Below are 26,484 nucleotides of genomic sequence, written 5' to 3' on the forward strand. Positions count from 1 at the left end.
GTATGTTACTCATGCCAGCAGACTGATTCTTTTTTAAAAGAGGCAAGTTTATGTCAGCACAACAACCTAATAAAATCCCAGTACAACAAATAGATCTTGATGCGACAAAATATCGTATCCATCCTCGGTTTGTCACAGGTTTTTATCAAAACATCCGTGTCATTAGCATGTATGCATTTTTGGCATTGTTTTTGATTCTACCTTGGTTGCGTTATAACGGTAGGCAGGCAATTTGGTTTGATGTACCATCGCAGCATTACTATATCTTTGGCATGACTTTTTTGACGCAAGATTTTTATTTTATTGCCGCATTTGCCCTAATTGCCGCTTTTACTTTGTTTATGGTGACTGTTTACGCTGGCCGAGTATGGTGTGGCTACGCTTGCCCACAAACGATTTGGACGCATCTTTATCAATATGTCGAAAAAGTAGTCATTGGCGATCGCAATAAACGTATTAAGTTCGATAAGTCACCAATGAGCGCTACTAAAGCTTTTAAACGTTTTCTGATATATTTTATTTGGTTTGTGTTTTCGATGATAACCGCCACCACTTTTGTCAGTTATGTGGCAGGAACTGACTATCTGTATAGTAGTTGGCAGATGATAGGTTTTATTCCATTTCCTGATTGGTCAACGTGGGTTTGGGTCTCAGTATTTATATTTGCTTTTTCAACTTATGTTAATGCGGGCTACATGCGTGAGCAAATGTGTGTCCAAATTTGTCCTTATGGTCGTTTTCAAAGTGTCATGTTTGATAAGGATACACTCATTGTTTCTTACGATTATGAGCGCGGTGAGCCTCGTGGCGCGCGTAAAAAGGGCACTAACCCTGACGATTTAGGCGATTGTATCGAATGCCAAATGTGTGTGCAGGTATGCCCTACTGGTATTGATATTCGAGATGGCTTACAAGTCGCCTGTATTCAATGTGCGGCTTGTGTCGATGCCTGTAATGAAGTCATGGACAAAGTTGGCTATCCACGGGGACTCATCAGATATACGACTGAGCGACAACTGGCTGAAAAAGAGCCAAGCCGTGTCTTGCGTCCGCGTTTATTTGCTTATTTAACGTTACTGGCTGTGTTATGTGGTGGTCTTATTTATGCTTTGACTGATCGCGTGCCATTAGAGATTGATATTCGCCGTGACCGTAACCAGCTGTCTTCTATGACTACTCAAGGTATGATTGAAAATAGCTATATTGTGAAGCTAACCAATAAAACGCAAGAGCCACATGCTTATACGATTGCGCTTGCGCCGCAAGATGGTCTGAGTTTAGAGCTACGTTTTAACGATGTACCGTTAGAAGCTGGCGAGAGCTTTGATATGCCAGTCAGTATTTATGGTGACCCTGATATCGTTGAATCGGGTCAAACGCCTATTACGTTAAATGTGGTGAGCGAAGATGGTCAGTACAAGGTAAGTAAGCAAAATATTTTTACTACGCAAGGTCAGTAAACATCTGAAATATAACGTATAATCTATGGTTAAGTGTTGTTATATCAGACACTTAACCGATAGAACAGCGCATTAATCAAGCTATATTGATTGTGCTTATGGATTATCCTTAAGCAGACTTCATTTAACGGTCATGTTTATCAGTTCATACATTTAATAGGTATTCTATGTCTACACCAACTCCTACGCCAAACTTTAAGCATCAAGATAGCCAGCCTTGGTATAAGAACTATATGGTGGTCATCTTTGTGATCGGTATGCCAGCTTTTGTGGTTATCGCCTGTATTTGGTTTGTTTACTACTCTTACCAGATTCGTGACAGTGTAGTACGTGATGACTGGTATATGGATGGTAAGACTCTTTATCATGATGTGTCACGCGATAAGCTTACATACGACTTAAACCTGCATGGCAAAATGCAGTTTACATCAGACGGCGATATTACTTTTTATCTTGACTATCCACAGCAGAGTCTGCAAACAGGCAAGTTGCTGAACGGTGAACCACTCACCTATCCTGATAAGTTAGAGTTATCTATCTCGCATGCAACAGATGTCAAAAAGGATCGTGACGTGGTGTTACAGCATCAAGATGGCAATAGATACAGTGCCAAAGTAGTTATCGACCCAGTAAAAGCTAAGTACTATCTACAAGTCAGCAATGATGGTAAAGATGACTGGCGTATGCAGGATGTCGCAAAGTTGCCACGTCCAGAAGTTAGCTTTGATCCATTGCCTGTCTTTGCTAAAAGTTAAAGCGAGTCTTGAAAAATTAGTTTTAAAATACAAAAAACCAGCTATTAATCAGCTGGTTTTTTTGTGAGTGTTATTTGGCTTGTGTCGCCTACTAACCAATTTTACTTAGTGAAATAGACAGCTAAATAACGGGATTAATTGTGGGAATTTTTAGTGTAGTACTGCTACTTTCTGTCGTTTTATCCGTGCTTATCGTTTTATTAGTGCTTACTGATTGCTGATTATCATTATAATTATGAGTACTAGCGAATTTTGGATTAAAAGTCTGAGTTTTTGGCGCTATAGGAAGACCAATCTCAGCGAGACTAGCAGTCTGCCCTGCTTGGATATTATCACCTTCAAATAAGCGTTCGTTATCATCGCGCTCTAAACTTAACTGTTCAAAATCAAATAGCTCACGATCTGCTAATTGTGAAGGCGCAACATTTTGCATGGCTTTGAAGATAGAAGCCAAACGCTGCGGATGAGCATCATCCCATTCGCGCAGCATGTCATTGATAATTGCGCGTTGTAGATTGGTTTGGCTACCGCATAAGTTACAGGGAATAATTGGAAATTCCTTTAAGCGTGCATATTCGATAATGTCTTTTTCTTCAACATACGCTAATGGACGAATAAGTATGTTTTGTTTATCGTCGCTGAGTAATTTGGGCGGCATCGATTTTAGCGCACCACCATGAAATAGATTCAAAAAGAAAGTCGCCAACATATCATCGCGATGATGTCCAAGGGCGATTTTGGTCGCGCCAATTTGTTTGGCAAAACCGTATAACGAACCACGACGCAGACGCGAACACGCCGAGCAATAGGTTTTTCCTTCTGGCACTACGCTTTTGACGATACTATAAGTATCTTTTTCTAAAATATAGTGTGCAATTCCTTGCTCATTTAAATAAGCGGGCAAGATATCTTCTGGATAACCAGGCTGCTTTTGATCAAGATTAACTGCGACGATATCAAAGCTAATCGGTGCAATACGCTTCAATAACAGCAAAATATCTAGCAGTGTATAGCTATCTTTACCGCCTGAGACGCAAACCATTACCACGTCGCCATCTTCGATCATATTAAAATCGCGAATCGCCCACGATACTTGTCTACGCAGTTTCTTTTGTAATTTGAGAAACGATGCAGACTCTTTATATACATGCTCTGTAGATGCTTGTTCGTCATCTGACTGTCCAGAAGCAAGCTCAATAGCGACATTCATATCAGCTTCATCATCTTCCATACTATAGAAATCAGTCTCTGAAGTGTGGCTATCCAAATCAACTTCAGAAGACATATTGTCAACCTGAGACGTATTTTTGGGCGTAAACAAGGTCGCTGCGGTCATAAATTACTCAATATCTCTACAAGGATTATTTTATAAGAAAGCAGTTTGCAATAAAACGGACTATGAATAGGTATTACTACTGATACTTCCAAAACAGGAGCGATTATAACAAAAATTGCTAACAGATTGAAAAGCTGAGATTAAATTATAAGGTTTAAATGCTACATCTATTTGCCAACGCTACAAATACAGTCTTAAAAATCTTATGCGATGTTCTGACATCTTATCGTCTTTATGGTTGTGTAATAGTAGCGGTATTTTTGTTAAAATAGCCTTTTTTCGCAAATCAATAATAGACATCCTTATGACTAACGTTAATCCGCAAACCAACTTTCCTAATCACGCATCCGAGGCTACCTTGAATGATCTTCATAAAAGCCAAAATGCTGTTGTGCTATTGTCAGGTGGTCTCGACTCGGTAACTTGTCTGTATTGGGCCAAAGCACGTTATGCCTCTGTCACTGCCGTAAGCTTTAATTATGGTCAGCGCCATAATAGTGAACTTGTCGCGGCAAAAGCGATCGCTAAAACTGCAGAGGTTAATCACCGAATCATTGATATCGATATCGCCCAGCTTGGGGGTTCATCGTTAACTGACCACAGCATGATAGTTCCTGATGGCGATGCGGATAAATTCCCTAACAAAAAACATGATGAGATTGATAACGACGCAATTCCAAATACTTACGTGCCTGCGCGCAATACTATATTCTTATCTTATGCGCTAGCCGTCGCTGAAGTGGCTGATGCCAATCACATCGTCATTGGGGTCAGCTCAGTAGACTATTCTGGATATCCTGACTGCCGTCCTGAATATATCGCCGCCTTTGAACATATGGCAAACCTTGCAACCAAAGCGGGTGTCACTGGTCATCATTTGAGTATTCAAACACCACTACAGCAGCTGTCTAAAGCACAAACGATTGAGCTTGGACTATCGCTTGGTGTCGATTACGGACAGACAATTTCTTGCTATCAAGCAGACGTAAACGGCCTTGCTTGCGGTGTCTGTGACAGCTGTGCATTACGCCGTCAAGGCTTTATCCAAGCTGGGGTCGCTGATCCTACGCACTATCAAGCACAGTACCAAAGCTAAAACTAAATCATACTTTGTGTCTAAATTTTATCTGATAAGTGCAGCGTAATTTACGAATTTTACAAACATAAGCGTAACATTTGATTGCATCAACACAGCAAGCGCGTGGTGTTTTTTGACAACTATAATTGTTATGGTATGAGTCCTTATGTTTTTACGACCTATGTTTTTATTAAATAACATCTACACAAGTGGCGCAAAGAAATTTTTAGTTAATACTAGGGCATGTCCTCAATTCAATTGATAGTCATCTAAATGGTGATAAAAATGGCTAAATTTTGCCAAACAGCGTCAAATAGCTGGTCAATATCTCGATATTATCTGCGCTATTTTTCTTGTTTGACTGCAATTTATCTCATTTTCATCACCATTTTTAAAATGAGGACACGCCCTAGCATTACCCATTTAGCGTCTGTTCGTTTTTTATTCTATTGACGCTGTATCTATTTATAAGAGAATATTTATGAAGCTATTACAAATACTACCCCTAGCATTAATTGGTCTGATCGCTATGCCGCAAGCAAATGCTATCGATATTAAGCAAAACAACGTTAATCAATGTGTCACTGGTGCAGTCAAATATAAAGTTGCTGATAAAAATACTGCTACTAAGCTCTGTGATTGCACTATTGGTGTACGTAGTGAGATGACTATTGGTCAGATGTGGGAAATTGAAAGCTATGCGCAAGACAAAAAGGATCCTTCAGGCCTACCTTACGTGAAAAAAATGCAAAAAGATCTACAACAGTGCACGAAAGGACTAGACTTAAAGCAACCACAAAAACCTGCTTAAACTATCAGTTAAAAACGTATAATAAAAAAGACTGGCAAGTGTCAGTCTTTTTTTTGCTAATAAATGAGTAGAATATTAAATTCATCATTTATTTCTGTTAATCTAATTATAATAAGCTAACCAATAATCAAAATTGACCCTATTTTCAAAGATTAAAATAATACTGAAGATAAGTATAAGCCCTACATATATTAGGCTAAATGATTTTAATCATATTTTTTGAGTTTGACATAATAAGGAATTTAACATGGCTAAGCCAACAACAGAAAGCATTGTTCTACCAGATTTTCCAGTAACTATAGTACGTAATCTCGATAATAACTTTATCCACGATGATATTAGTTTAAAAGAGTTGGTTCAGCATACCGATAAAGGGCTCATTCTTTATTTTTATCCCAAGGACAGTACGCCTGGTTGTACCACTCAAGCCACAGAGTTTACTGAGCATCTTAATGCCTTTGATACGCTTGGCTATGACATCATTGGTGTATCGCGAGACAGCGTTGAGTCTCATGAAAAATTTATCACCAAATATGATTTACAGATTCCATTGATTAGCGATAGCGATGAAAAGCTATGTCAGTACTTCGATGTCATTAAAGAAAAAAACATGTATGGTAAGACGACTATCGGCCTTGTGCGCTCAGCATTTGTGTTTAATAAGGACGGCGAGCTCACCCATGCACAGCGCAATTTACGTGCAAAAGGATATACTGAGCGTTTGCTCGACACATTAACCTCTTAATAAGTAAGTTTAAGGTCGAAAGAATAGATAAGAATATAAAAAGCCTTACCAACACTGATTAATATGTATCAGTACTAGTAAGGCTTCTTATATCTGCTATCGTTCTCTTACTAGACTCTCATAAACCCTAAATCTTGATTATTGAAATTGTGAAGATTGGGGGCTATCAGTCTTAAATCACTATTCGGTACGCCAAACCATTTAGCCAAAGTTGCGGAATACTGGTCAATAGAAGTGGTGGGTAACATTCTCCCTTGTCCTACATCTTCTGCCGTATCAAGGCCGATTTCAGGACTTTGACCATAAAAGTCTTTGCCATTTACCGCACCACCCATAATCATATGATGACTACCCCAACCATGATCAGAGCCGTTACCGTTACTACTAAATGTACGACCAAAGTCTGATGCAGTAAATGTCGTCACGCTTTGAGTTACATTAAGCTCTTCAGTCGCTTCATAAAAGCTGGCTAACGCATCATCAACTAAGGACATCTGTTTGTCATGTCTTCTGAGCAAATCAGAATGAGTATCAAAACCTTTTAGACTGACAAAAAACACTTGTCTCTTAACCCCTAAGCTATTACGTGATTTAATCAGTTTTGCAACGATTTTTAGCTGGTCAGCTAATGAATTGTTACTTGAAAACTGTGTCATTAGCTCCCCTGAATTCTTTAAAGCCGCTGACATCATGCTTTCAGCTTCCATCGAACGCTTATTAACAGAGTTAAGATGGTTCTCCATTATATTGTAACGCTCTGAAATAATAAGCTCTTTTAATGCCGATGCACACTTTTGTGAACCATAAAGCCTTGCACCATCTACAGCAGACTTAATAGGTACGATACCATTTGTTTCAATATTTAATGGAATAGCATCGTCTCCTGTCAAAAACAGTGAATTATTGGCAGTACTTATACAAGAAAACATAGCTTGCGAGTTTTGGTTTAGAATCAGATCACCAATTTGTCCACCCCATCCTTCTCTAAATGCACCAGATGATGTCGTCTGCCATACTTTTTTCTGTGTAGAGTGTGAAAATAGTATATTTGGTAGAGGTACTGTTTTTCTCATAAACTGTTCTACTGACGTGGGTTGAATTAAAGTACCCACGTTCTGTAAGACGGCAAGTTTCTTTAAGTGAAACAAGCTATTCAAGCGTTTAAGTTGAGGATGGAATCCCCATTTTAGCCCATCTGATAATCTCGTTGACGGTATTAAAGGAAGAACCTTTGATTGATCTATAGCAATTTCTTGGCGTATTTTTTCATACTCTGCATAATTGGTAGAATCAATAGGAATAAGGGTGTTAGCTTGATCGTTACCCCCATCTAAAAAGACACAAACTAAAGCTTTATAATCTGTAGCTGTTGCTGCTGCCGCTTCAGCCATACCCATAAGATTTATAGTAACAGGGTTAGCAACACCTGCTGCGGTTAAGTAACCTAAACGCTTCAAAAACGCTCTTCTTGATAATTCGCTCATAATAGTAATTCGCTTATAGTGTATGTTATCTTTGTACTAGATAATCGGGGCTGACCATAGTCATTAAAATAGCTAAATGTACGCGGTTTTCCTTCCCTCTAGGAGAATCATCTGTCAATTCGTTTAGAGCGGAAATAATTAGACTAGTCGTTTTATGTGACATTTGACCTGCACATAGCGTAAGTTTCAGGTGTTCTACTAACTTCTTAGGCTGGTCATGTAATTTCATTTCTTCATCGTAATTTGGTGCTATTTCGATGATTGTTTCAATGAAACCATACAGCACCCCTTTTTCGATGATTCGTTTTATATAATTAATATAACTTACTGTAGAAGTAACATTATGTAGCTGTAGCTCTGGCGCTACTATTCCATTTCTAGTGAAATCATCAGTATTCGGTGCATAATCGGCATCAAAGAAGTTGAATACTGAAGGTGCTCTGAGAGGGCTCTGACCCAGTCCCCACTTTCTACTAATTGTAGTACTAATCATCCACTCACCTGAGATACTTCTACGATTAGTAAAAGTATGAACCCATTGGATCAGCCTTATCATCGGCTCTCGGACCTTACCAATAGTGGGTTTGTGTTCTTTAGGAAGAATGCGAGCCTCTTTATCAGTTAAAATTGCTTGTAAAACTGACTTTAGATTACCGCGCTCGCCTTTGTCATTACTATTAAAAATAGTAGCAACTCGACTTACATAATCAGGGCTTGGATTACTGGTGACTAAACGCTGGATAAGTTGCTTGCTTATAAATGGTCCAACATTAGAATGATTGAATAAAGTGTCAATCACGATCTCAAGTGCCTGCTCGCCATTTGACCCTTCTGGTACAGTGACACCAAAGAAGCTTGCGCTACGAGTATCGTGTCTGCTCGGTATATTAATCATAGGATTACGCGTGAATTCAACGTAAGTATCTGATTTGGTAACGTTAGATCTATTATCTACCGTCCAACCAGTTAAAGCTCGAGCAATATTGGTGACTGTTTCTTGGGTATAAGTTTCTATCGGCTCGCCATTGTGCAACTTGGGCGTACCATCAAGATTTAGCTCTACTAAACCAATAGTAAATAGCTGCATAACTTCTCGGGCATAGTTTTCATCTGGTCTGCGCCCTCTATCATTAGCTCTTCTACTATGCCTTAAGTCTAAGTAAGCACCCATACCTAAATTTAAGGTAACAGACTTCAATAAATCCCTAAAGCTACCAAAAGCATACTTATTCAGTAAGTCCCAGTATGCGCCGATTGCAAACCCTCGATGAGGAAGACTTAGTTGTTCAGAAGACAATACCAAAATCTCAGAAAGGGCTAATGCCATGCGCTTACGCAAAGTATCTTTAGAAGACAAAAGCTGCTGCCATGCCATCCAGTCTCCAGGTCTATCAGAATACTTATTCTTTTTAGTATTATGTCCTTGTTGTAGCAACCAGTTATATGCAGTAATTTCGACAGGCATAGAGAATTGTCTGTTCAACCATTGATTTATGCCAATACTTTTAAGATCTTTAATCTCTGCTTTGGTTGAAGAAAACTGCGCTTGCTGCAAAAACCTAGCAGCACTGATATCATTCAGTGGTTCTACTTCCATAACATTGTCTTCAGACGAACTGGTTGTGTCCGAGCCTGTCGTATTAGAACCTGTCGTATTAGAACCTGTTGTACCAGAACCTGTTGTACCAGAACCTGTTGTACCAGAACCTGTTGTACCAGAGCCTGCTGTACTAGAACCTGTTGTACTAGAGCCTGCTGTACTAGAGCCTGCTGTACTAGAGCCTGCTGTACTAGAGCCTGCTGTACTAGAGCCTGCTGTACTAGAGCCTGCTGTACTAGAGCCTGCTGTACTAGAGCCTGCTGTACTAGAGCCGCTCGATGAACCACCTCCTCCACAACCGATGAGGAATAATGGCATAGAGGCTATGACAGGGTGTTGCATCTTAACCGGATAAAATCTCTTACTATCACTGGAATGTTTAAGATGAGTTTCTTTTAATGCGTTAGTAGGAGTCCATTCATTAATCGTAGATAAAGATGCTCTCTTGCCCACGTTTTCCATGCAATTGCCTTAAATAATAGGGTTTGATATGTTTCTTAATCTATATTCTCACTGATACACAGAAATCTTGATGCCATCTCTACCATGCTTAAAAAACGCAACTTATGGTCTTTTATTTCAATAAGTTAGAGCACAAGGCATTATATTGAATAAAAAAATCAGGTATTCTTTCGAATATCTGATTTTTTTCCAGACTGTCTTTTAACGTTAATTTGGTTTGCTATAATAAAAACGACATTTATATTTATGTCAGTAAAAAAAGATAAAGCACTTGATTAAAAATTGTGCAATTTGCATACCAAAAACCCATCTAGCTTCTTTCATTAATATGACTTGTTAGTAATATTTATTAACAAATTAGCTTGCTTATTTATGATAGACGGTGTTTTTTTACGATAGATGGTTTTATTTTGAGGTAAACAGTCATGTGGAAGTGACTGCAAAACTACTTTCGTTTAGCGTAGTTCCTATTCGAATCTAATGAACTAGTCAACATAGTCTTGAAAAAATGACTACACATTTTTGCAACAGCTTGCTACGTATAGATAGATGTATGACGTTAAGATAACCTTTAATATTGAAAGCTATTATTAAAAATAATCGACTACTGAAGTATTAATCTGAATACCTAATTAATTGAGGACAATATGAGCAAATCATCTAATGAAACCAATGGCAACGTCAATCGTAAGGTAGATGTGGCGGTGATTGGCGCTGGCACTGCGGGCCAAAACGCCTTTCGCCAAGCGAGAAAAACCAATGATAACGTTGTCATTATCAATGATGGATTTTGGACAACGACTTGTATCCAAGTTGGCTGCATGCCGAGTAAGCTATTAATTGCAGCGGCTGATCGTGCATACGAGGCCAACCATTCTGCAGATTTCGGTATTCATGCTACTGCTCAGATAGATGGCAAACGAGTGATGGAGCGGGTCCGTGATGAGCGTAACCATTTTGCCAGCTATATCAAAAAACAGGTCGAAGGCTGGCCTGAAGATAAAAAAATAGATGGCCGTGCTCATATCAATAAGCAAGGACTGATTGAGGTAAATGATGAGCTGATAGAAGCTGAGAAAATCATCGTCGCTACTGGTAGTTCAACATTCATTCCAGATGGCTGGGCTGATAGACTTGGCGATACCATGATAACCTCTGACACTGCCTTTGAACTTACCGACTTACCAAGATCCATGGCAGTGGTCGGTGCAGGTGCTATTGGGTTAGAGCTTGCTCAAGCATTTCAACGATTGGGCGTAGATGTAACAGTATTTAATCGAGTCAAACGGGTGGCTGGGCTTAAAGATCCTGACATTAGTAATAAAGCCATCGATTGCTTAAGTCGCGAATTAACGATGCATCTAGGCAGTAAAATCAATGATGTGGGTACCCAAGTAGCAGATAATGCTAAAGGGTCGATTGCTTTCATTGATTATGAAGATAGTGCTGGTCAGTCACAGCAATGGCAAGGTGAGTATGTACTGGTCGCAACTGGTCGCCGTAACAATATCGAGCAATTGGGCATTGAAAACCTAGGTGTTGAGCTTGATGATAAAAACCGCCCAAAACAACTAGATAAAAAGACCGGACAAATCGGTAATCTTGATGTTTATATCGTTGGTGACGCTAATGCGAATATCCCTCTATTACATGTGGCCAGTGATGAAGGGTATAGTGCGGGCAGTATGGTTTGTAAAAACGAAGCAGATGCTTATATACGTCCACCTGCTATTCCTTTTTCAATCGTTTTTTGCTCACCACAAATTGTCAACGTTGGCCTGTCTCTACCAGAAATCCAGCAAAATCCAGATCTTGAATATGTGGTTGGTAGCGTCAGTTTTGATAATCAAGGACGTAGCCGTGTGATGGGAGTCAATTGTGGCCTATTGCACATCTATGGTTGTAAAAAGACTGATAAAGTTCTAGGCGCTAGTATGGTTGGTCCTGATGCCGAGTATATCGGACATATATTAGCCACCGCGATTACCAATGATTTAAGCGTCAAAGCATTACTTGATACCCCTTTTTACCACCCTACTATTTTGGAAGGTCTACGCACTGCTCTACGCGATGTACAACATAAAATGAAAATACCTTATCAATCTCAAGATGCACAGGAAGATAGCTTTTAATCACCTGCTCGGTTACACTTTCAAATAAGAGATAGGCGTAGTGCCAGCCATGACTCAGGTCATGGTTGATCGGTATTAAGCTGACAGAATTTGAAACTTAACTTTGCATGGACAAGACGATGGCAATTGCTGGTATTACTGATTTTTTTCAAGAGATTATCCGTGACCTGCATACTAGCTTATATCTTGCTCTTGGTGGCTCAGTAGAGGAAGACTCTTTCGATTGGTCCTCTCAAGCGGTAGAGTTGGTTAGCACTGGCATCAAAATCCTAATACTGCTTGCGATATTAGGATTTTTTTATTGGCTGACCATTTATATTATTAAACACAATAAAGCACGCTTTCGCTTTAATGAGCGCCGTAACAATATTGCACGTTCAGTGCTGCGTTACATATGGGTGGTTGCCAGCTTAATCGCAATTATGAGTCAGATTAACTTTGAGCCAAGTACTGTCAAAGCTACAGCAAAAGCCAGTACTTGGGCGGGTATCTACTATATATTATGGGCATCATCGGGACAAATTATTCATAGAGTATTGCAACATTATGGCCTTAATGCCTCTATCGAACAGCTACTTAAGAATATTTTATCTGTACTGATTTGGGTACTGGGACTGGCCAGCGTCATGGCACAATTTGGCTTCGATATTGTGTCGCTGGTGGCTGGTTTGGGCATCGTTGGCTTGGCGGTTGGCTTTGCTGCCCAGTCAACGCTCGCCAACTTTATCGCTGGTATTACTATTTTGCTTGAACAATCATTTCAAGTTGGCGACTGGATTAATATTAACGACCAAGAAGGACGCGTTGTCCTCATTTCACTGCGTACAACCCATATCTTAACTCGAGATAACATCACCGTTATTATCCCAAATTCTAATGTAGCCTCGTCCGAGGTTACCAACCTAACCTCCAAAAACTTTATACGATTTGATATTCGTATGCGTATTGCTTTTGAGGATGATATTAACACTGCACGCAAGGAGATCTTGCAAGTACTTACTGACACCGATGTAGTACTCAGTCGTCCTGAAACTTCAGCAACAGTAGCGGAGATTGGCGAATACGGAGTGTTTTTTATCGTGCGTTTTTGGGTTAAGCCAGCCGCCGTGGCTCGTATGCCCAAAATTAAAGAAGGCCTACAAGAAGATATCAAGCGCGCTTTTGATGCCGCGAATATCTCAACCCCCTACCCTCATATGCGTTTACTAATGCCAAAAGACGTCGATTATCCTATCGCTACTAAACCCTTTGCGACCACGACTCAGATCGTATCAGAAGAAGTTTCAATGACAAAGAATGATAAGTAACGGTATTAGAGTGTATGAATTTTTTACATCTCAAACACAGCCTTTTAAACCAAGTATTTTTGGGTTAAGAGCTTTTAAACATAACCACTTTAAACCATCCTATCTTGAAATATGGTAAAATTACCGGTTAAACATCTTATTGTATGATGTGCATTACTTATTAATTTAGCCACAGGTATCCGTATGACCGAAACAACCTCGCCCGCATCTTCAACAGCTTCTTCGCCAGAGTTGTCGCTTGACCTTATCATTACCTGCGCCGATGGGCTTGAGGCACCGCTACAAACTGAGCTGACAAGCTTTGGGATTGCAAGTGACATTAAAAGTACAGGTCGTCTGACCGTTACGGGTACGTTGCGTGATCTCTATACGATTTGCCTCTGGTCACGGGTGGCCTCGCGAGTATTGATGTTAATTAAACGCAAAAACATCAATACTGAATATGATGTGGCTGAGCAGCTTTACGGTCTGGCAAAATCGGTCAACTGGACTGAGCAATTTAGCTTAGAGCAAACGTTTGCTATTCGTCTATCTGTCGATAAGCGCGTTGCCGTCAGTCAGCAGTTTGCTATGCTGCGTATCAAAGATGCGATTGCGGATACTTTCAACGAAGTTTACGACAGTCGTCCTAACGTTGATAGTAAAAACCCAGACTTTTCTGTGTTTGCAACTGTCAATGATAAACAAGCTGAGCTGTATCTAGATTTATCAGGTACCAGTTTGCATCGCCGTGGTTATCGCGTGGCAATGACAGAAGCGCCATTAAAAGAAAACTTGGCAGCGGCTTTGCTCTACAGCGCAGGCTGGCATAAGAAAAACGACGCTGGCAATGCGCCTTTCTATAATGCTTTGGTCGATCCGATGTGTGGCTCTGGAACATTTATCATTGAAGCGCTGCTCATGCATTGCGATTATGCGGTTGGTATCGATAAAGCCGCCAATCAGTTTGGCTTTTACCAGTGGCAACATCATGATGATGCATTATGGCAACAGATGATTGATGATGCCCAAACACGCTTCCGAGAAGCCTTAGCAATCGCTAACGAGCAGCCAGATACCCTACCGCTAATTTTGGGTTTTGATGCGGATAGTGGCGCAATTCTCGCGACAGAAAAGAACCTGATTGCTGCAGGTTTGCAAGATTTGCTGCCGCTACTTGACCTTGAGACTCGCGCCCTCGATCAACTAAGTACTGTTCTAAAGCCGCTGGCCGACGATGGTAGATTAAACAATCCTTTAATCATTACTAACCCACCTTATGGTGAGCGTTTGGGTGATGAAGAAATGATTAAGCCGTTATATCAAGCATTAGGGCTTATCTTACAAGATAGCTTTGCAGGTAGCGGTGTCGATCCGATGCTTGGCATATTGGCCTCAAATGTCGAACAGGTTGATATCTTACCGATTAAAGAACCAAAAACGTTACGTTGTCATAATGGTGCTATCACTGTTTATTTCCGCTATGGCATCCTGATCGCTGGGCAAACGGGCAATCTCGTTAGTCGCTTTGAGAAGCGTGAGATTGAAGTGGAAGATGGACAGGACTTTATTAATCGCTTGCAAAAAAATCTTGCCAAACTTAAAAAGCTCGCCAAAAAAGACAACGTGAGCAATGTGCGTGTCTACGATGCTGACTTGCCTGACTTCAAAGTTGCTATCGACTTATATGGCGATTATGCACACGTGCAAGAATATGCACCGCCTAAAACCATTCCACCTGAAACTGCTAAGAAACGCTTTAATTTGGCGTTGATGGGTATTCGTGAAGTGTTCGACATTAACCGCGAACAAATCTTTATCAAAACTCGTGCGCGTCAGTCTGGTAATGACCAATATAGTAAACAAGGCAATGTCGAAAAGCGTGGCAAATTTTATGTGGCTCGTGAAGACGGCGCGTACTTTTATGTCAACTTCACTGATTATCTCGATACAGGTCTTTTCATTGACCATCGCAATATGCGTGCGCGTATCAAAGACAACAGTCGTGGCAAAGCCGTACTGAACTTGTTTGCCTATACTTGTACGGCTAGTGTGCACGCGGCATTAGCTGGTGCTAAAAAAGTCACCAGTGTTGATTTATCACAGAATTATCTAGATTGGGGCAAGCAAAACTTTGTGCTTAATGGTCTGGACGTTAGTCGTAGCAAATATCAATTTGTAGCTGCTGATATCTTTGAGTGGATTAAAGACAATACTGAGCAATTCGACATTATCTTTATTGATCCACCGACCTTTTCGAACTCTAAAAAGTTCCAAGGTACTTTTGATGTGCAGCGCGACCATGCTGCTCTCATCAATCGTGCGATGAATCGCTTAACCTCTGATGGCGTATTGTATTTTTCTAACAACTTTACCCGCTTTGAGCTGGATGAGCAATTGACTGAACGTTACGATATTATCGATATTACCCAAAAAACAATTGGCTTTGATTTTAATGTCAAAAAACCGATTCATCAAAGTTTTGAGATTCGTCACCGTCAGAGTTTATAAGGCAATAGACAATTGAAAATAGTAATCAAAGCAGTTTAAGCCGCTAAATTTTAGGTTTTATAGTCAATTTTATATTAAACGCAACAATGACCTAATCTGCTTTGATTGGGTCATTTTTTGTTGTTATGATAGAGCGTTATTAAGCGTTGGTCTTGCGCCAGTTTTGGCTCAACATCGCTTTTTTTTGCACAATCTTAATCTCAAACCTTTCAACAAAACGTTTAACTTCCCCTAATAACAAGGACAATTCCATGGCTTTATCACTTAATAAAGGCGGTAACTTATCGCTAACCAAAACTGACCCAAATTTAACCAAGCTGCTTATCGGTCTTGGCTGGGATGAGCGCGCAACTTCTGGCGCTGAGTTCGATCTTGATGCCAGTGTCTTTTTGCTAAGCACGGCTGGCAAAGTACGCGGTGATCATGACTTTATCTTTTATAACCAGCTTAAGTCTGACAATGGCGCGGTTGAGCATACTGGTGATAACCGTACTGGCGAAGGCGATGGTGATGATGAAATCGTCAAAGTAAACCTGACCCAAGTACCTGCTGACGTTGATAAAATCGTCGTAACCGTTACTATTCATGATGCTGCTGCTCGTAGTCAAAACTTTGGCCAAGTAGCGAATGCTTTTATCCGTGTGGTTAACGAAGAGACGGGTACTGAAGTCGTACGTTTTGATTTAGCAGAAGACTATTCTGTTGAGACTGCCATGGTATTTGGCGAAGTTTATCGTCATAACGGTGAGTGGAAATTCCGTGCCGTTGGTCAAGGCTACTCAGGTGGCTTACAAGCGATGTGCCAGCAATATGGTGTTGATATCTAAGTTAGTACTTAAACTGATATTAGAATAGTTATCACATCCAAAATATGAAGTAGCTACTTATCAGCTATCAATATTTAATATAGTTGCGAAACAGTCACAATTATTGTTAGCCAAACGACTAGTAATGCTTTATGTTTCGTTTAAAATTATGGATAAAAAGTGGTTAGCAATAGCCGCTTTTTTGTGGTTAGTGTCTATAATAGGCCGACCTTAGCTTTACGCAACCAGACAGGATGTGTCATGAGACATTTTTATTTAGACTTTATCTTCACGGCCATTGCCTTAGCGGTAGCGGCGTGGTGGGGATATTCACATGGCGGTATGGGCGGCTTGATTGCCACCCTATCTATTACTGCTATTTTGGCCGTCATGGAGATTTCATTATCATTTGATAATGCGGTGGTCAACGCCTCAGTCCTTAAAGGCTGGGACGAATTTTGGAAAAAGATTTTCTTAACCGTTGGTATTTTAATCGCGGTATTTGGTATGCGCTTGGTCTTCCCTATTGTCATCGTCGCGGTTACCGCTGATCTTGGCATGATGGAAGTGATCAACTTAGCCTTGTATAATCCTGAAGAATACTCAGCAAGATTAATGGCACATCATGCTGAAATCTCAGCATTTGGTGGTATTTTCTTATTGTTGGTCTTCTTAAACTTCGTATTCGATGATAAAGACGTGCACTGGTTTGAGTGGCTTGAGAGTCGCTTGGCTAAACTCGGCAAAGTCGATGCTATGAGCGTATTCGTCGCCCTTATAGTCTTAATGATTGCCGTAACATGGGCCAGTGCAGAGCAAGCTTCTGCGGTATTAATCGCTGGTGTTTGGGGTATCCTAGTTTACCTTGGCGTACAGGTTATATCTGGTATGCTTGAGGGTGATCTTGAAGAAGATTTAGAAAACGAAGAAAGTGGCTCAGGCGCAGCGGCGACTAGCGCTATTATGAAAGGTGGTATTATCGGTTTCTTATACTTAGAAGTCCTTGATGCCTCGTTCAGTTTCGATGGTGTTATTGGTGCATTTGCTATTACCAATGACGTTATTGTCATTATGCTAGGCCTTGCTATTGGTGCGATGTTCGTGCGTTCTATGACCATCTTCTTAGTAGACAAAGGCACGCTTGATGAGTTTATCTACCTTGAGCATGGTGCACATTATGCTATCGGTGCATTAGCAATTATCATGCTACTATCGGTGAAATTCCATGTGCCAGAGATTATTACTGGTCTTATTGGTATTGCCTTTATTGGCTGGGCATTGCTTGCCTCACTTAAGTACCGTAAGGAAGAAGCGAAATCTATCACTTGATGTTAGTTGGACATTAAATATAACTCCACTTAATTTAAATTGATATCGAACTAACAACAGGCTATACCAATACGTTTGGTATAGCCTGTTTTCGTTTTTGAGTAAATTTTTAATGTTTCTTACATTAATACTCTTATAAAATTATTTGTCATTTTATTATGATGTTTTCTACGCAATTTGCGACTATTGATGAATTTACTTTTTGATAACAATGTCTTAACGACTATTGCTGGGATTGTTAAAAAGTATCAGAGATGCATGATTATTATGTCCCTTAGTAAGCATATGGTAAGCTCACAAAATTCGCCTTGCTTAGTGGGCAAACGCTTAGTATAGTAAAACGTAATGATATGCAGGACGTGGCGTGCAGGTAAATATACTTACTGTTTGCTCTTACGGATAAATTACTGCATTATTTTTAGCTCATTTGTTCAAAACCCAATCCACTCAATTATTAATCTAAAGGATATTTATATGGCTATTAGCTTAACGAAAGGCGGCAACGTAAACTTATCAAAAGAAGCACCGGGTTTAACCAATATTACTGTTGGTCTTGGCTGGGATCCACGCGCTACTGACGGTCAAGAATTTGACTTAGACGCTATCGGTTTTTTGGTTAATGAAGCAGGCAAAGTCCGTAATGACCAAGATTTCATCTTCTTTAACAACTTAAAGTCAGACAATGGCGCAGTTGAGCATACTGGTGATAACCGTACCGGTGAAGGCGATGGCGATGATGAAAGAATCAAAATCAACCTTGCTAGCATTCCTTCTGATGTCAGCAAAGTAGCTATCTGCGCTATCATTTATGAAGGTCAAAACCGTAATCAAAACTTCGGTCAAGTGGCTGAAGCTTATATTCGTGTCGTAAACGACAATGGCGATTCTGAAATCGCACGCTACGACCTATCAGAAGATGGTAGTACTGAAACTGCGATGATCTTCGGTGAATTGTATCGTCACAGCGGCGATTGGAAATTCCGTGCTGTTGGTCAAGGCTTCAGTGGTGGTCTTGGACCATTAGCAGCCTCTTATGGCGTAAATGTTTAGTTTTTGACTCTAATCGTTTATAAGTACAAGAGTTCAGTCGGATAGCTGATTGCACTCTATATAAGCTATCAAGTGTGTTAAAAGCACTTGATAGCTTTAAAAGTAAATGGACCTTGAAAAATTTTATTTAAAGATTAGTGTTTGAAAATAAATCTTAAGATAAACCAAGAACTAGAATAAGGATTTGCTACCCATGACTGCCACGTTTAGCCTAATCGGTACCATTGAGCCATTTTTGCATTGCAACCTTAAAAAAGGCGATTCGATTTATTGCGAAGCTAATGCAATGGTGATGATGGAATCCAATCTTGAGCTTAAAGGTAAGTTGCAAGGCGGCTTGGTGCAGTCATTAATGCGCCGTTTCGCTAATGATGAATCACTTTTTCAGCAGCAGATTGAAGCGGTCAATGGTGAGGGCGATTGTTTGCTTGCGCCTACCCTAGACGGTGATATGCAAATTATTGATGTTGGCAAGCAGCAATACACGTTGAGTGACGGTGCTTTTGTTGCCGCACAAACTGGCGTGGATATCAGAGCGAACATCCAGCGCAACCTTGGCGGAGCTGTATTCGGTGACACTGGTGGCTTTATGGTTATGCAAACCCAAGGGCAAGGTCAGGTCGTGGTATCGGGTTTCGGCTCGCTATTTGAGATTGACGTAACTCCAGATAAAGACGTTATCATCGATAACGGTCATGTCGTCTGCTGGGATTCAAACCTAGATTATAAGCTGTCGGTTTCTACCAGTAAGAAAAAAGGTATCATGAGTAACATTATCAATTCGGTCACCAGTGGTGAAGGTATGGTTTTGAACTTCTCAGGTACAGGTAAGGTTATCATCTGCTCACGCAATCGGGACAGCTATCAAGGTTGGTTACAAAGCATCTTGGGGACTAGCTCAGGGGGTCGCGGCGGTAGTGGTGGCTTTCTAGACAATATCTTATAACTAAATTTTTAAACTATTCCACTCACAATTATTATAATACCATTCACAAAAACTAGAGTAGCGAGGAAAACGAGTGCAAGTACTACGTTTTGTAGACTAAGCAAGTTTGACACAGCTAATCATATTTTTTGGAGTTGGTATAAGGATCTTATCATGGCAGTTAGTTTACAAAAGGGTCAAAAAATATCCCTAAGCAAAGAAGCTGGTGGCAACCTTACCCAAGTGAAGCTAGGTCTTGGTTGGGATGTCGCACAAGGACCTCAAGACAAAAAAGGCGGCTTCTTAGGTAAGTTGTTTGGCGGCGGCACTGGCGGCGACTCTATCGACTTAGATGCTTCATGCATTATGTTTGATAGCAATAAACAGCCCGTCGATGCTATTTGGTTCAGTCAGCTTAAATCAAAAGATGGCAGTATCGTTCATACAGGTGATAACCGCACTGGCGATGGTGACGGTGATGATGAAGTAATCAACGTTGATCTGTCAAAAGTACCTGCTGATGTGGTGTCATTGGTCTTTACCGTTAATAGCTTTACTGGACAGACGTTTGAAACAGTAGAGAATGCATTTTGCCGTATCGTCAATGCTGATAATAACTCAGAAGTAGCACGCTACAACCTATCTGCACAAGGTAGTCATACGGCAATGGTTATGGCAAAAGTATACCGCCACAACGATGAATGGAAGATGCATGCTATTGGCGAAACCGCTTCTGGTCGCACGTTCCATGATTTGATGCCTGCTATTACACCGCATGCATAAATAGATCGCTATTATAGTAGCGTATAGAATGTCAAAAAAGCCCAGTTATTTATAATAGCTGGGCTTTTTAATTTGCAAATTATTAATATTAAATTAAAGCTCTTTGATTATTTCTCTCTACCACACTTATCAGCTAAAACTTCAATAGGAGGTTTTATCACTCTCCTGATAACTTCTAAATAGTATAGAAGTGTGCAACTCGTTACTCATAATGTACAACTGGTCGCCTATATGCTCATCTCGTACGTCTCACGACACTATAAGCCGTTTCTATATTACAGTTTAGTTTCTATTGAAAGATACATCACATTCTCTAAAACGGATTATTTGGAGTAAACGGCATGTCAAAGAACAAAATTGATAATACAGATTTAGTGAGTACGCAAAAGAAAAAATTTGAGATGCCGCATATTTACGTCATATTATTTGTATTTAGTGCTATTGCTGCTATTCTTACGCACTTTGTACCCTCTGGCAAATACGACCGAGTTCTTGGGCCAGAAGGTAGAACAACCATTGATGCCACGTCCTACCATCTTATAGAGCAAACTCCAGTTGGTGTCACCGAATTTCTAACTGCCGTGCCTAGAGGTCTTATCGATGCAGGTGAAGTCGTGTTCTTCACATTTATTATCGGTGGTATGTTTATGGTACTTAGAAGAACAGGAATTATCGAAGTTGCTGTTGATAAGCTAGCTCGAAAATTTGCAAATAACGGCTTGCTATTAATAGCAGTACTAACAACAACATTTGCTTTTATTGCCACATTAATTGGTACACCGGAATTATCATTAGTATATATTCCAGTCATTATGCCCTTAATTATTGCCTTAGGATACGACTCGGTAACGGCTGCTGCAATTGCACTATGTGGAACTGGTGCTGGTTTTAGCGCCGGTGTGCTCAATCCAATCAATACGGGGCTTGGACAAAAGTTGTCTGGACTACCAGTGTTCTCAGGAATGGGATTACGTTCAATCGTATTCGTTTTAGCAGTCACTACAGTTATTTTCTTTATTATAAGATATGCAAAGAAAGTTAAAAACAATCCATCCAAAAGTTACGTCTATGAAGAGGACAGTGAAAAGAGAATAGAGTTTAATCAAATTGTCGGCGGTACTGCTCTTACCATGTCATTTCGTCAAAAGCTAGCTGCATACGCAATGCTTATTCTATCCGTAGTACTAGTATACGGAGTACTTAAGCAGGGTTGGTTCATGGTAGAGATGTCCGGACTATTTGTCATCATGGGCATCGTAGTTGGAATGATTGCTGGTCTTAAGCTTACTGAAATATGTGATGGGTTTAACCAAGGCTTTAAAGATGTATTAATGGGAGCATTCATTGTTGGCTTAGCTCGTGCAGTTGCTGTAGTCTTAGAAGATGGCAATGTTATGGACACAATTGTACATTCTTTAGGCGTATTAGTTGGAGATCTACCTCCTGAGCTTGCAGCTGTTGGCATGTACTTTGTTCAAACAGCAATTAATTTTGTGATCTCTTCTGGTAGTGGACAAGCCCTTGTTACTATGCCTATTATGGCGCCACTTGCTGACCTTGTAGGTGTAACTAGACAGACTGCAGTTCTAGCCTATCAACTTGGTGATGGCTTTACTCATGTTCTTTTCCCAACTAGTGGATATTTTATGGCAGCATTAGTTATCGCTGGTGTTCCTTATCAAAAGTGGTTACGCTTTTTCTTACCTATTTTTGCAGTTTGGGCCATGATTGCCATTGGCGCGCTAATTATCGCTCAGATTATTGGTTGGTCATAACTGATAATGAGATAATCTCATTCACAAATAAGAGGGATAGAGGTTTCCTACATCTATCCCTCTTATTCATATTATAATCCAAGCGCTTTTTTGATTGCTTTAACGTACGAGCGACTTACCGAGATTTTAGAGCCATTTTTTAGTACAATTAAATAAGTTCGATTGAACCAAGGCTCTAAAACTGCTATTTGTTTGATATTAACGATATAGCCTCTATGCACTTGGATAAAATTATTACCAAGTTTTTCCTTCATTTTATAAAGTAAGGTATCTGTTAGGTATTTTTTTTCTAGGGTTTGAATATAAGCTTGACGATTTTCAGTACCAATATATAGAATATCTTTAGTATCGATGACAATGATTCGATCATTTTCTTTTACTGTAATGCTATGTTTTTTCTCTTTATTTATTGAGGGTACGAGTTCAACATTATTCTCTAAATGAGACGTACTATTCAAGTTTGCTAACTTGTCCACCGCTTTTAGTAGCCTGACTTTATCAATGGGCTTAACGATATAATCTATAGCATCAAGCTCAAAGGCGTCTAATGCGTACTCACCATAAGCAGTTACGAATACAACCATAGGACGTTTTTTCATATTGTTAAATTGCTTTGCAAGATCAAGGCCGTTACCATTTTCAAGTTCTATATCCAAAAACACAGCGTCGGGTTGCTTCTCATTAATATCCCATAACGCCTGATGCGTGTCTTCTGCCTCACCGATCACTTTTATCTTCCCTGTATCATGTAGAAGATAAATCAGCTCTTGCCTAGCTAATATCTCATCCTCAATAACATACACATTCATCCGCATTCTTCCCTAATCTTTAGCTGGCAATATAATTGAAACACAAGTTCCTATACCAATATCACTATCTACACTAAAGCGGACCTCTTGATTATACAATGCTGTCAGTCGTTCTTTTATATTAAAAAGTGCAGTACCACTTCCATCTTTAGACGAGGTTACAACACGCTCACCTAAATCCACTATTCGGTTTGATTCAATACCAACGCCATTGTCAGATACTTTGATTGAAATTAAGATCTCTGATACTTTTTTAATTTCAATACAAACCGCACCTTTTACTTGTAACCTTTTAAATCCACCATGCTTTATCGCGTTTTCAACTAAGGGTTGAATGATAAATGGAGGAATAAGATAATCCATTAAATCAGAATCTATCTCTATACGCATCGCAAACTTGTCTGGAAAGCGAGCTTGCTCAATAGCTAAATAGGCCTGTACATTATCCATTTCTTTATAGATAGGGACCAAAAAATCGCCAATACCTGTCAAATTATTTCGTAAATAAGTTGATAAATGTACTAATAGATTTCGCGCCAGCATTGGATCAATTCTACATAAAGCGACGATAGTATTAAGAGCATTAAATAAAAAATGCGGCTGCAGTTGGGATTGTAGTGATTCGATTTTTGCACTTTGTAGTAGTTGGTTATGACGCTCAATCTCACCAAGCTCTAACTGATTTGAGAACAGCTTCCCTAATCCTTCGATCAACTCTTTTTCGACGGAAGTAATGTGTGCTGAGCTTCTATAGTAGAAGCTAAGGGTACCAATTACCTTATTTTTTACGCAAAATGGGACTACCACAGAAGCTCTACTATTAGGTTTATTCGAAAACAGCCATTTTGACTTTGATTCATTTAATACGGATTTGCCCGTTGCTAAAACTAACTTACGCGAAATCAAATCTTCTTTATCATTTCTCTTTTGATTGGTTACTTCTCCAGTATAAGCCAGCTCACGTAACCCTCTAGTAATCGCTACATGCTCTACAGCAGTTAATTTTTTAATAATTTCTGTACTTTTTTTAGCCGAGTTTTCATTCAAACCCGATCGAAATAAGGAAAAGGTTTGATCAGCAATTGAGAATGTTTTGACCGTTTGATTTGCTCTCGTTCGCTCTTCTTCTTGTATGGCATTATAAAAAATCATCGCACAAATCCATATACCAATACTATTTATAATGATAATTGGGGGACCTGTAAAACTAATTAATGTAAGAGCAGCAGTATAATCGGCAGTTAAGACTGGAATGACTAAAATTTGAATGGTTAAAATAACAATACTAATAAAAAACATATATTTGGGCTTGATTAAACCTACTCCGCGCCACTTATATCCAAACCATCCTGCAAGGCAACCGCCTAAAATAGATACCCAAAAAGTAGCGCTGCTGATAAAGCCACCCATTAGTAAGCGATGAGCTCCTGCAATTAGAGAGGCTCCTACACCAACTATCGGACCTGCAAAAAATCCACCGATAATGATGCCAATATTTCGTGTGTCCACTACTGCATTGTTTGATTGAAGAGTAGGGTTCCATAAATCAGATATAATGGTATGGTTCCCTGGTTCTACAACAAGGGCCGTATAATTACCAATTACTCCAAACATACCGAATATCATGGTTAAGAAAAATAAGTCAACTATTCCAACTCGGTGGTAAATCATTTTTCTAAAGATAGATAGTCTAGTTATCAAAAAAGCAATAGTGATAATAAGGGTCATTCTTGATAGCATTTGTGTCAGTATTTCCCACATCGAACTCTCTCATTTCTATAGTGGATATAAACCTTTTAGCACATAAGAATCAACCTAATAATTACCATCAGATTTTTCACTAGACCGCAATCATAACTGGTATGTCAAGTAAAGCTGAAGCACCTACTTGCGCCCACGCTTCCAACTAAATCCCCAGTTAAAGGCTTTGTCCATTTCTTGATGGCCTTTAAAATATTGGTTAATACGCTCAACATTGATACTACCTTGCTGGTTGACCAAACGTGCAATACCGCACATCGGCAAATTGCCTGTCCCTTCCGTTAATCGTGTTTCGATGGGTGGCTGATCTGGCACATGAATGGTCACTACCCCATCCGTTTGCGCCCAGTTCGGTGCACCTTCGTAGATAAAAGCAAAGATGAATACTTCCTCAATCTGTGACCACTGTTGACCATTAATATCAAGCCACTCACCGCCGCTGACTTGTCCGGTTCTATCATCAGCACGTAACAACACATAAGGCGCTGATTGTAGATTACCGAAGCGATTTCCCAAGGCTTGAATCAGTGTTTTTTCGCCATTTTTCAGATGAATCATTGCACCAACGTCGAGATCAATACCGCCTTTACCATGCTGCTTAAATAAATCGCCTAGCAAGCCTTTTTTAGGCGCTTGCTTGTCAATATTTGGGCGTTGGTTCCAGTTTAGGTTGACAGATATTTTGCCAAAATCATCGCGTTTTTTAAGATTAATACTAGATTGGTTTTTGGTTAAGGTGATTTTGCTTAAATTGATTGAAGGGCTAGTGGAGCTTGTAGGAATCGGTGGTGGTGTACTTGCTTTATTTGCAGAACTGCCTGCTTTTTGCGTGTTAATAGGTCTTTGGGTATTGATAGGTTGTGACTGGTTCTGACCTTGACTTTGAGCTTGGGACTGAGCCGGCGCTTCATCCGCAATCTCAACACCGAAATGCTCAGACAACGGTTTAAGACCACCTTCAAAACCTTGAGCGATAAAGCGAAACTTCCAGCTACCTTGCCGACGATAACATTCAGCTAAGATAATGGCTTTTTCATTACGTCCAGTGCTACTAAGTTGGCAAGTCATCAATATTTGGCTGCCTTGTAGCACTTGAATATCTACATCGCCGACTTGAGCAAGCGTCTGCGCGCTAGAAAACGCAAGGGCAATCTTCTCAATACTCGCGGGCTGCACAGGCAAGTTGATATCAAAAAACCCATCGCTATCATGACCTCGGAAACTCACGCTACCATCATCACTACGCGTCTGTCCATAAAATATCATGTCACCATCGCCGCGTACTTTACCTTCACTTGTTAGGCGATAAGCGGCACAATCGATAGCATTTTGGCTTAAAATTCTGATACTAATATTATCAGTTGGTAGTGGTGCATTAGCACCTGCAACCAGTTTTTGAGGTTGGGCTTGACTCATAATATGTCCTTTGAATTACTTATTATCTCGTTTTGTTTATTGTATTAACTATCGTCATATAGTAGCACGGATATTACTAGAGTTTTAATAAGCAAACTCGCTAAGTAAACAGTCAACAAACCGCCTTACAAATCCTTGATACTATTTCATCAGGAGCATTTATAACTGCT

20 protein-coding genes are annotated in these 26,484 nt (G+C 39.9%); 14 read left to right on the forward strand and 6 right to left on the reverse strand.

Annotated features, from left to right (window positions below; all coding sequences use genetic code 11):
* The first annotated feature begins 50 nt into the window (after positions 1–50).
* Complete coding sequence (ccoG, locus tag AK823_RS09175; RefSeq protein WP_068036578.1) at positions 51–1,460, forward strand: cytochrome c oxidase accessory protein CcoG; 1,410 nt, start codon at positions 51–53, stop codon at positions 1,458–1,460.
* Positions 1,461–1,627: 167 nt separating this feature from the next.
* Complete coding sequence (locus AK823_RS09180) at positions 1,628–2,215, forward strand: FixH family protein (RefSeq protein WP_068328433.1); 588 nt, start codon at positions 1,628–1,630, stop codon at positions 2,213–2,215.
* Positions 2,216–2,336: 121 nt separating this feature from the next.
* Here AK823_RS09180 and ttcA read toward each other — a convergent pair whose 3' ends face one another.
* Positions 2,337–3,551 (reverse strand): tRNA 2-thiocytidine(32) synthetase TtcA, encoded by a 1,215-nt coding sequence (ttcA, locus tag AK823_RS09185; protein WP_068328436.1) that lies wholly within the window; start codon positions 3,549–3,551, stop codon positions 2,337–2,339.
* A 304-nt stretch (positions 3,552–3,855) separates the two neighbouring features.
* Here ttcA and queC point away from each other — a divergent pair, with 304 nt between their 5' ends.
* The 3 genes from queC (at position 3,856) to AK823_RS09200 (ending at position 6,185) form a co-directional block, all read left to right on the forward strand.
* Positions 3,856–4,647, forward strand: coding sequence for a 7-cyano-7-deazaguanine synthase QueC (queC, locus tag AK823_RS09190; protein WP_068328439.1), 792 nt, complete (start codon positions 3,856–3,858; stop codon positions 4,645–4,647).
* Positions 4,648–5,110: 463 nt separating this feature from the next.
* Complete coding sequence (locus tag AK823_RS09195; protein ID WP_068036589.1) at positions 5,111–5,440, forward strand: hypothetical protein; 330 nt, start codon at positions 5,111–5,113, stop codon at positions 5,438–5,440.
* Between the two features lie 247 nt (positions 5,441–5,687).
* Positions 5,688–6,185, forward strand: coding sequence for a peroxiredoxin (locus AK823_RS09200; RefSeq protein WP_068328442.1), 498 nt, complete (start codon positions 5,688–5,690; stop codon positions 6,183–6,185).
* 110 nt (positions 6,186–6,295) lie between these two features.
* Here the strand turns inward: AK823_RS09200 and AK823_RS09205 are convergent, their stop codons facing one another.
* Positions 6,296–7,669 carry a DUF1501 domain-containing protein gene (locus AK823_RS09205; protein WP_082785689.1) on the reverse strand — a complete coding sequence of 458 codons (1,374 nt, stop codon included), beginning with the start codon at positions 7,667–7,669 and terminating at the stop codon, positions 6,296–6,298.
* Between the two features lie 25 nt (positions 7,670–7,694).
* Complete coding sequence (locus AK823_RS09210; protein ID WP_149031857.1) at positions 7,695–9,731, reverse strand: DUF1800 domain-containing protein; 2,037 nt, start codon at positions 9,729–9,731, stop codon at positions 7,695–7,697.
* A gap of 647 nt (positions 9,732–10,378) precedes the next feature.
* Between AK823_RS09210 and AK823_RS09220 the strand changes: the two genes are divergently transcribed.
* The 9 genes from AK823_RS09220 to AK823_RS09260 all read left to right on the forward strand — a co-directional run bounded on the left by AK823_RS09220 (position 10,379) and on the right by AK823_RS09260 (position 22,328).
* Positions 10,379–11,863, forward strand: a complete 1,485-nt coding sequence (locus tag AK823_RS09220; RefSeq protein WP_068328461.1) for a dihydrolipoyl dehydrogenase — start codon at positions 10,379–10,381, stop codon at positions 11,861–11,863.
* Between the two features lie 119 nt (positions 11,864–11,982).
* A complete protein-coding gene (locus AK823_RS09225; protein WP_228138839.1) occupies positions 11,983–13,170 on the forward strand; it encodes a mechanosensitive ion channel family protein in 1,188 nt (395 codons plus the stop codon).
* Between the two features lie 183 nt (positions 13,171–13,353).
* Positions 13,354–15,660, forward strand: coding sequence for a bifunctional 23S rRNA (guanine(2069)-N(7))-methyltransferase RlmK/23S rRNA (guanine(2445)-N(2))-methyltransferase RlmL (gene rlmKL, locus AK823_RS09230; protein WP_068328467.1), 2,307 nt, complete (start codon positions 13,354–13,356; stop codon positions 15,658–15,660).
* Positions 15,661–15,911: 251 nt separating this feature from the next.
* Positions 15,912–16,487: a TerD family protein gene (locus tag AK823_RS09235; protein ID WP_068328475.1), complete on the forward strand. Its 576-nt coding sequence runs from the start codon at positions 15,912–15,914 to the stop codon at positions 16,485–16,487.
* Positions 16,488–16,727: 240 nt separating this feature from the next.
* The gene (locus AK823_RS09240) at positions 16,728–17,795 is read left to right on the forward strand and encodes a DUF475 domain-containing protein (protein WP_068036609.1); all 1,068 of its coding nucleotides are present in this window, start codon (positions 16,728–16,730) and stop codon (positions 17,793–17,795) included.
* Between the two features lie 474 nt (positions 17,796–18,269).
* Entirely contained in the window at positions 18,270–18,845 is a 576-nt protein-coding gene (locus AK823_RS09245) for a TerD family protein (protein WP_068328480.1), read from the forward strand.
* 193 nt (positions 18,846–19,038) lie between these two features.
* Positions 19,039–19,791: a TIGR00266 family protein gene (locus AK823_RS09250; protein WP_068036615.1), complete on the forward strand. Its 753-nt coding sequence runs from the start codon at positions 19,039–19,041 to the stop codon at positions 19,789–19,791.
* A 153-nt stretch (positions 19,792–19,944) separates the two neighbouring features.
* Positions 19,945–20,553 carry a TerD family protein gene (locus tag AK823_RS09255; protein ID WP_068036617.1) on the forward strand — a complete coding sequence of 203 codons (609 nt, stop codon included), beginning with the start codon at positions 19,945–19,947 and terminating at the stop codon, positions 20,551–20,553.
* A gap of 341 nt (positions 20,554–20,894) precedes the next feature.
* Positions 20,895–22,328 (forward strand): Na+/H+ antiporter NhaC family protein, encoded by a 1,434-nt coding sequence (locus AK823_RS09260; protein WP_068328482.1) that lies wholly within the window; start codon positions 20,895–20,897, stop codon positions 22,326–22,328.
* A 71-nt stretch (positions 22,329–22,399) separates the two neighbouring features.
* Here the strand turns inward: AK823_RS09260 and AK823_RS09265 are convergent, their stop codons facing one another.
* From AK823_RS09265 to AK823_RS09275, 3 genes are all read right to left on the reverse strand, one after another.
* Positions 22,400–23,137: a LytTR family DNA-binding domain-containing protein gene (locus AK823_RS09265; protein WP_068036622.1), complete on the reverse strand. Its 738-nt coding sequence runs from the start codon at positions 23,135–23,137 to the stop codon at positions 22,400–22,402.
* Between the two features lie 12 nt (positions 23,138–23,149).
* Positions 23,150–24,898 (reverse strand): LytS/YhcK type 5TM receptor domain-containing protein, encoded by a 1,749-nt coding sequence (locus tag AK823_RS09270; protein WP_082785691.1) that lies wholly within the window; start codon positions 24,896–24,898, stop codon positions 23,150–23,152.
* Positions 24,899–25,021: 123 nt separating this feature from the next.
* Positions 25,022–26,314, reverse strand: coding sequence for a TerD family protein (locus AK823_RS09275; protein ID WP_068328489.1), 1,293 nt, complete (start codon positions 26,312–26,314; stop codon positions 25,022–25,024).
* Positions 26,315–26,484 lie beyond the last annotated feature (170 nt).

The sequence above is a fragment of the Psychrobacter sp. P2G3 genome (assembly GCF_001593285.1).
GTDB lineage: Bacteria > Pseudomonadota > Gammaproteobacteria > Pseudomonadales > Moraxellaceae > Psychrobacter.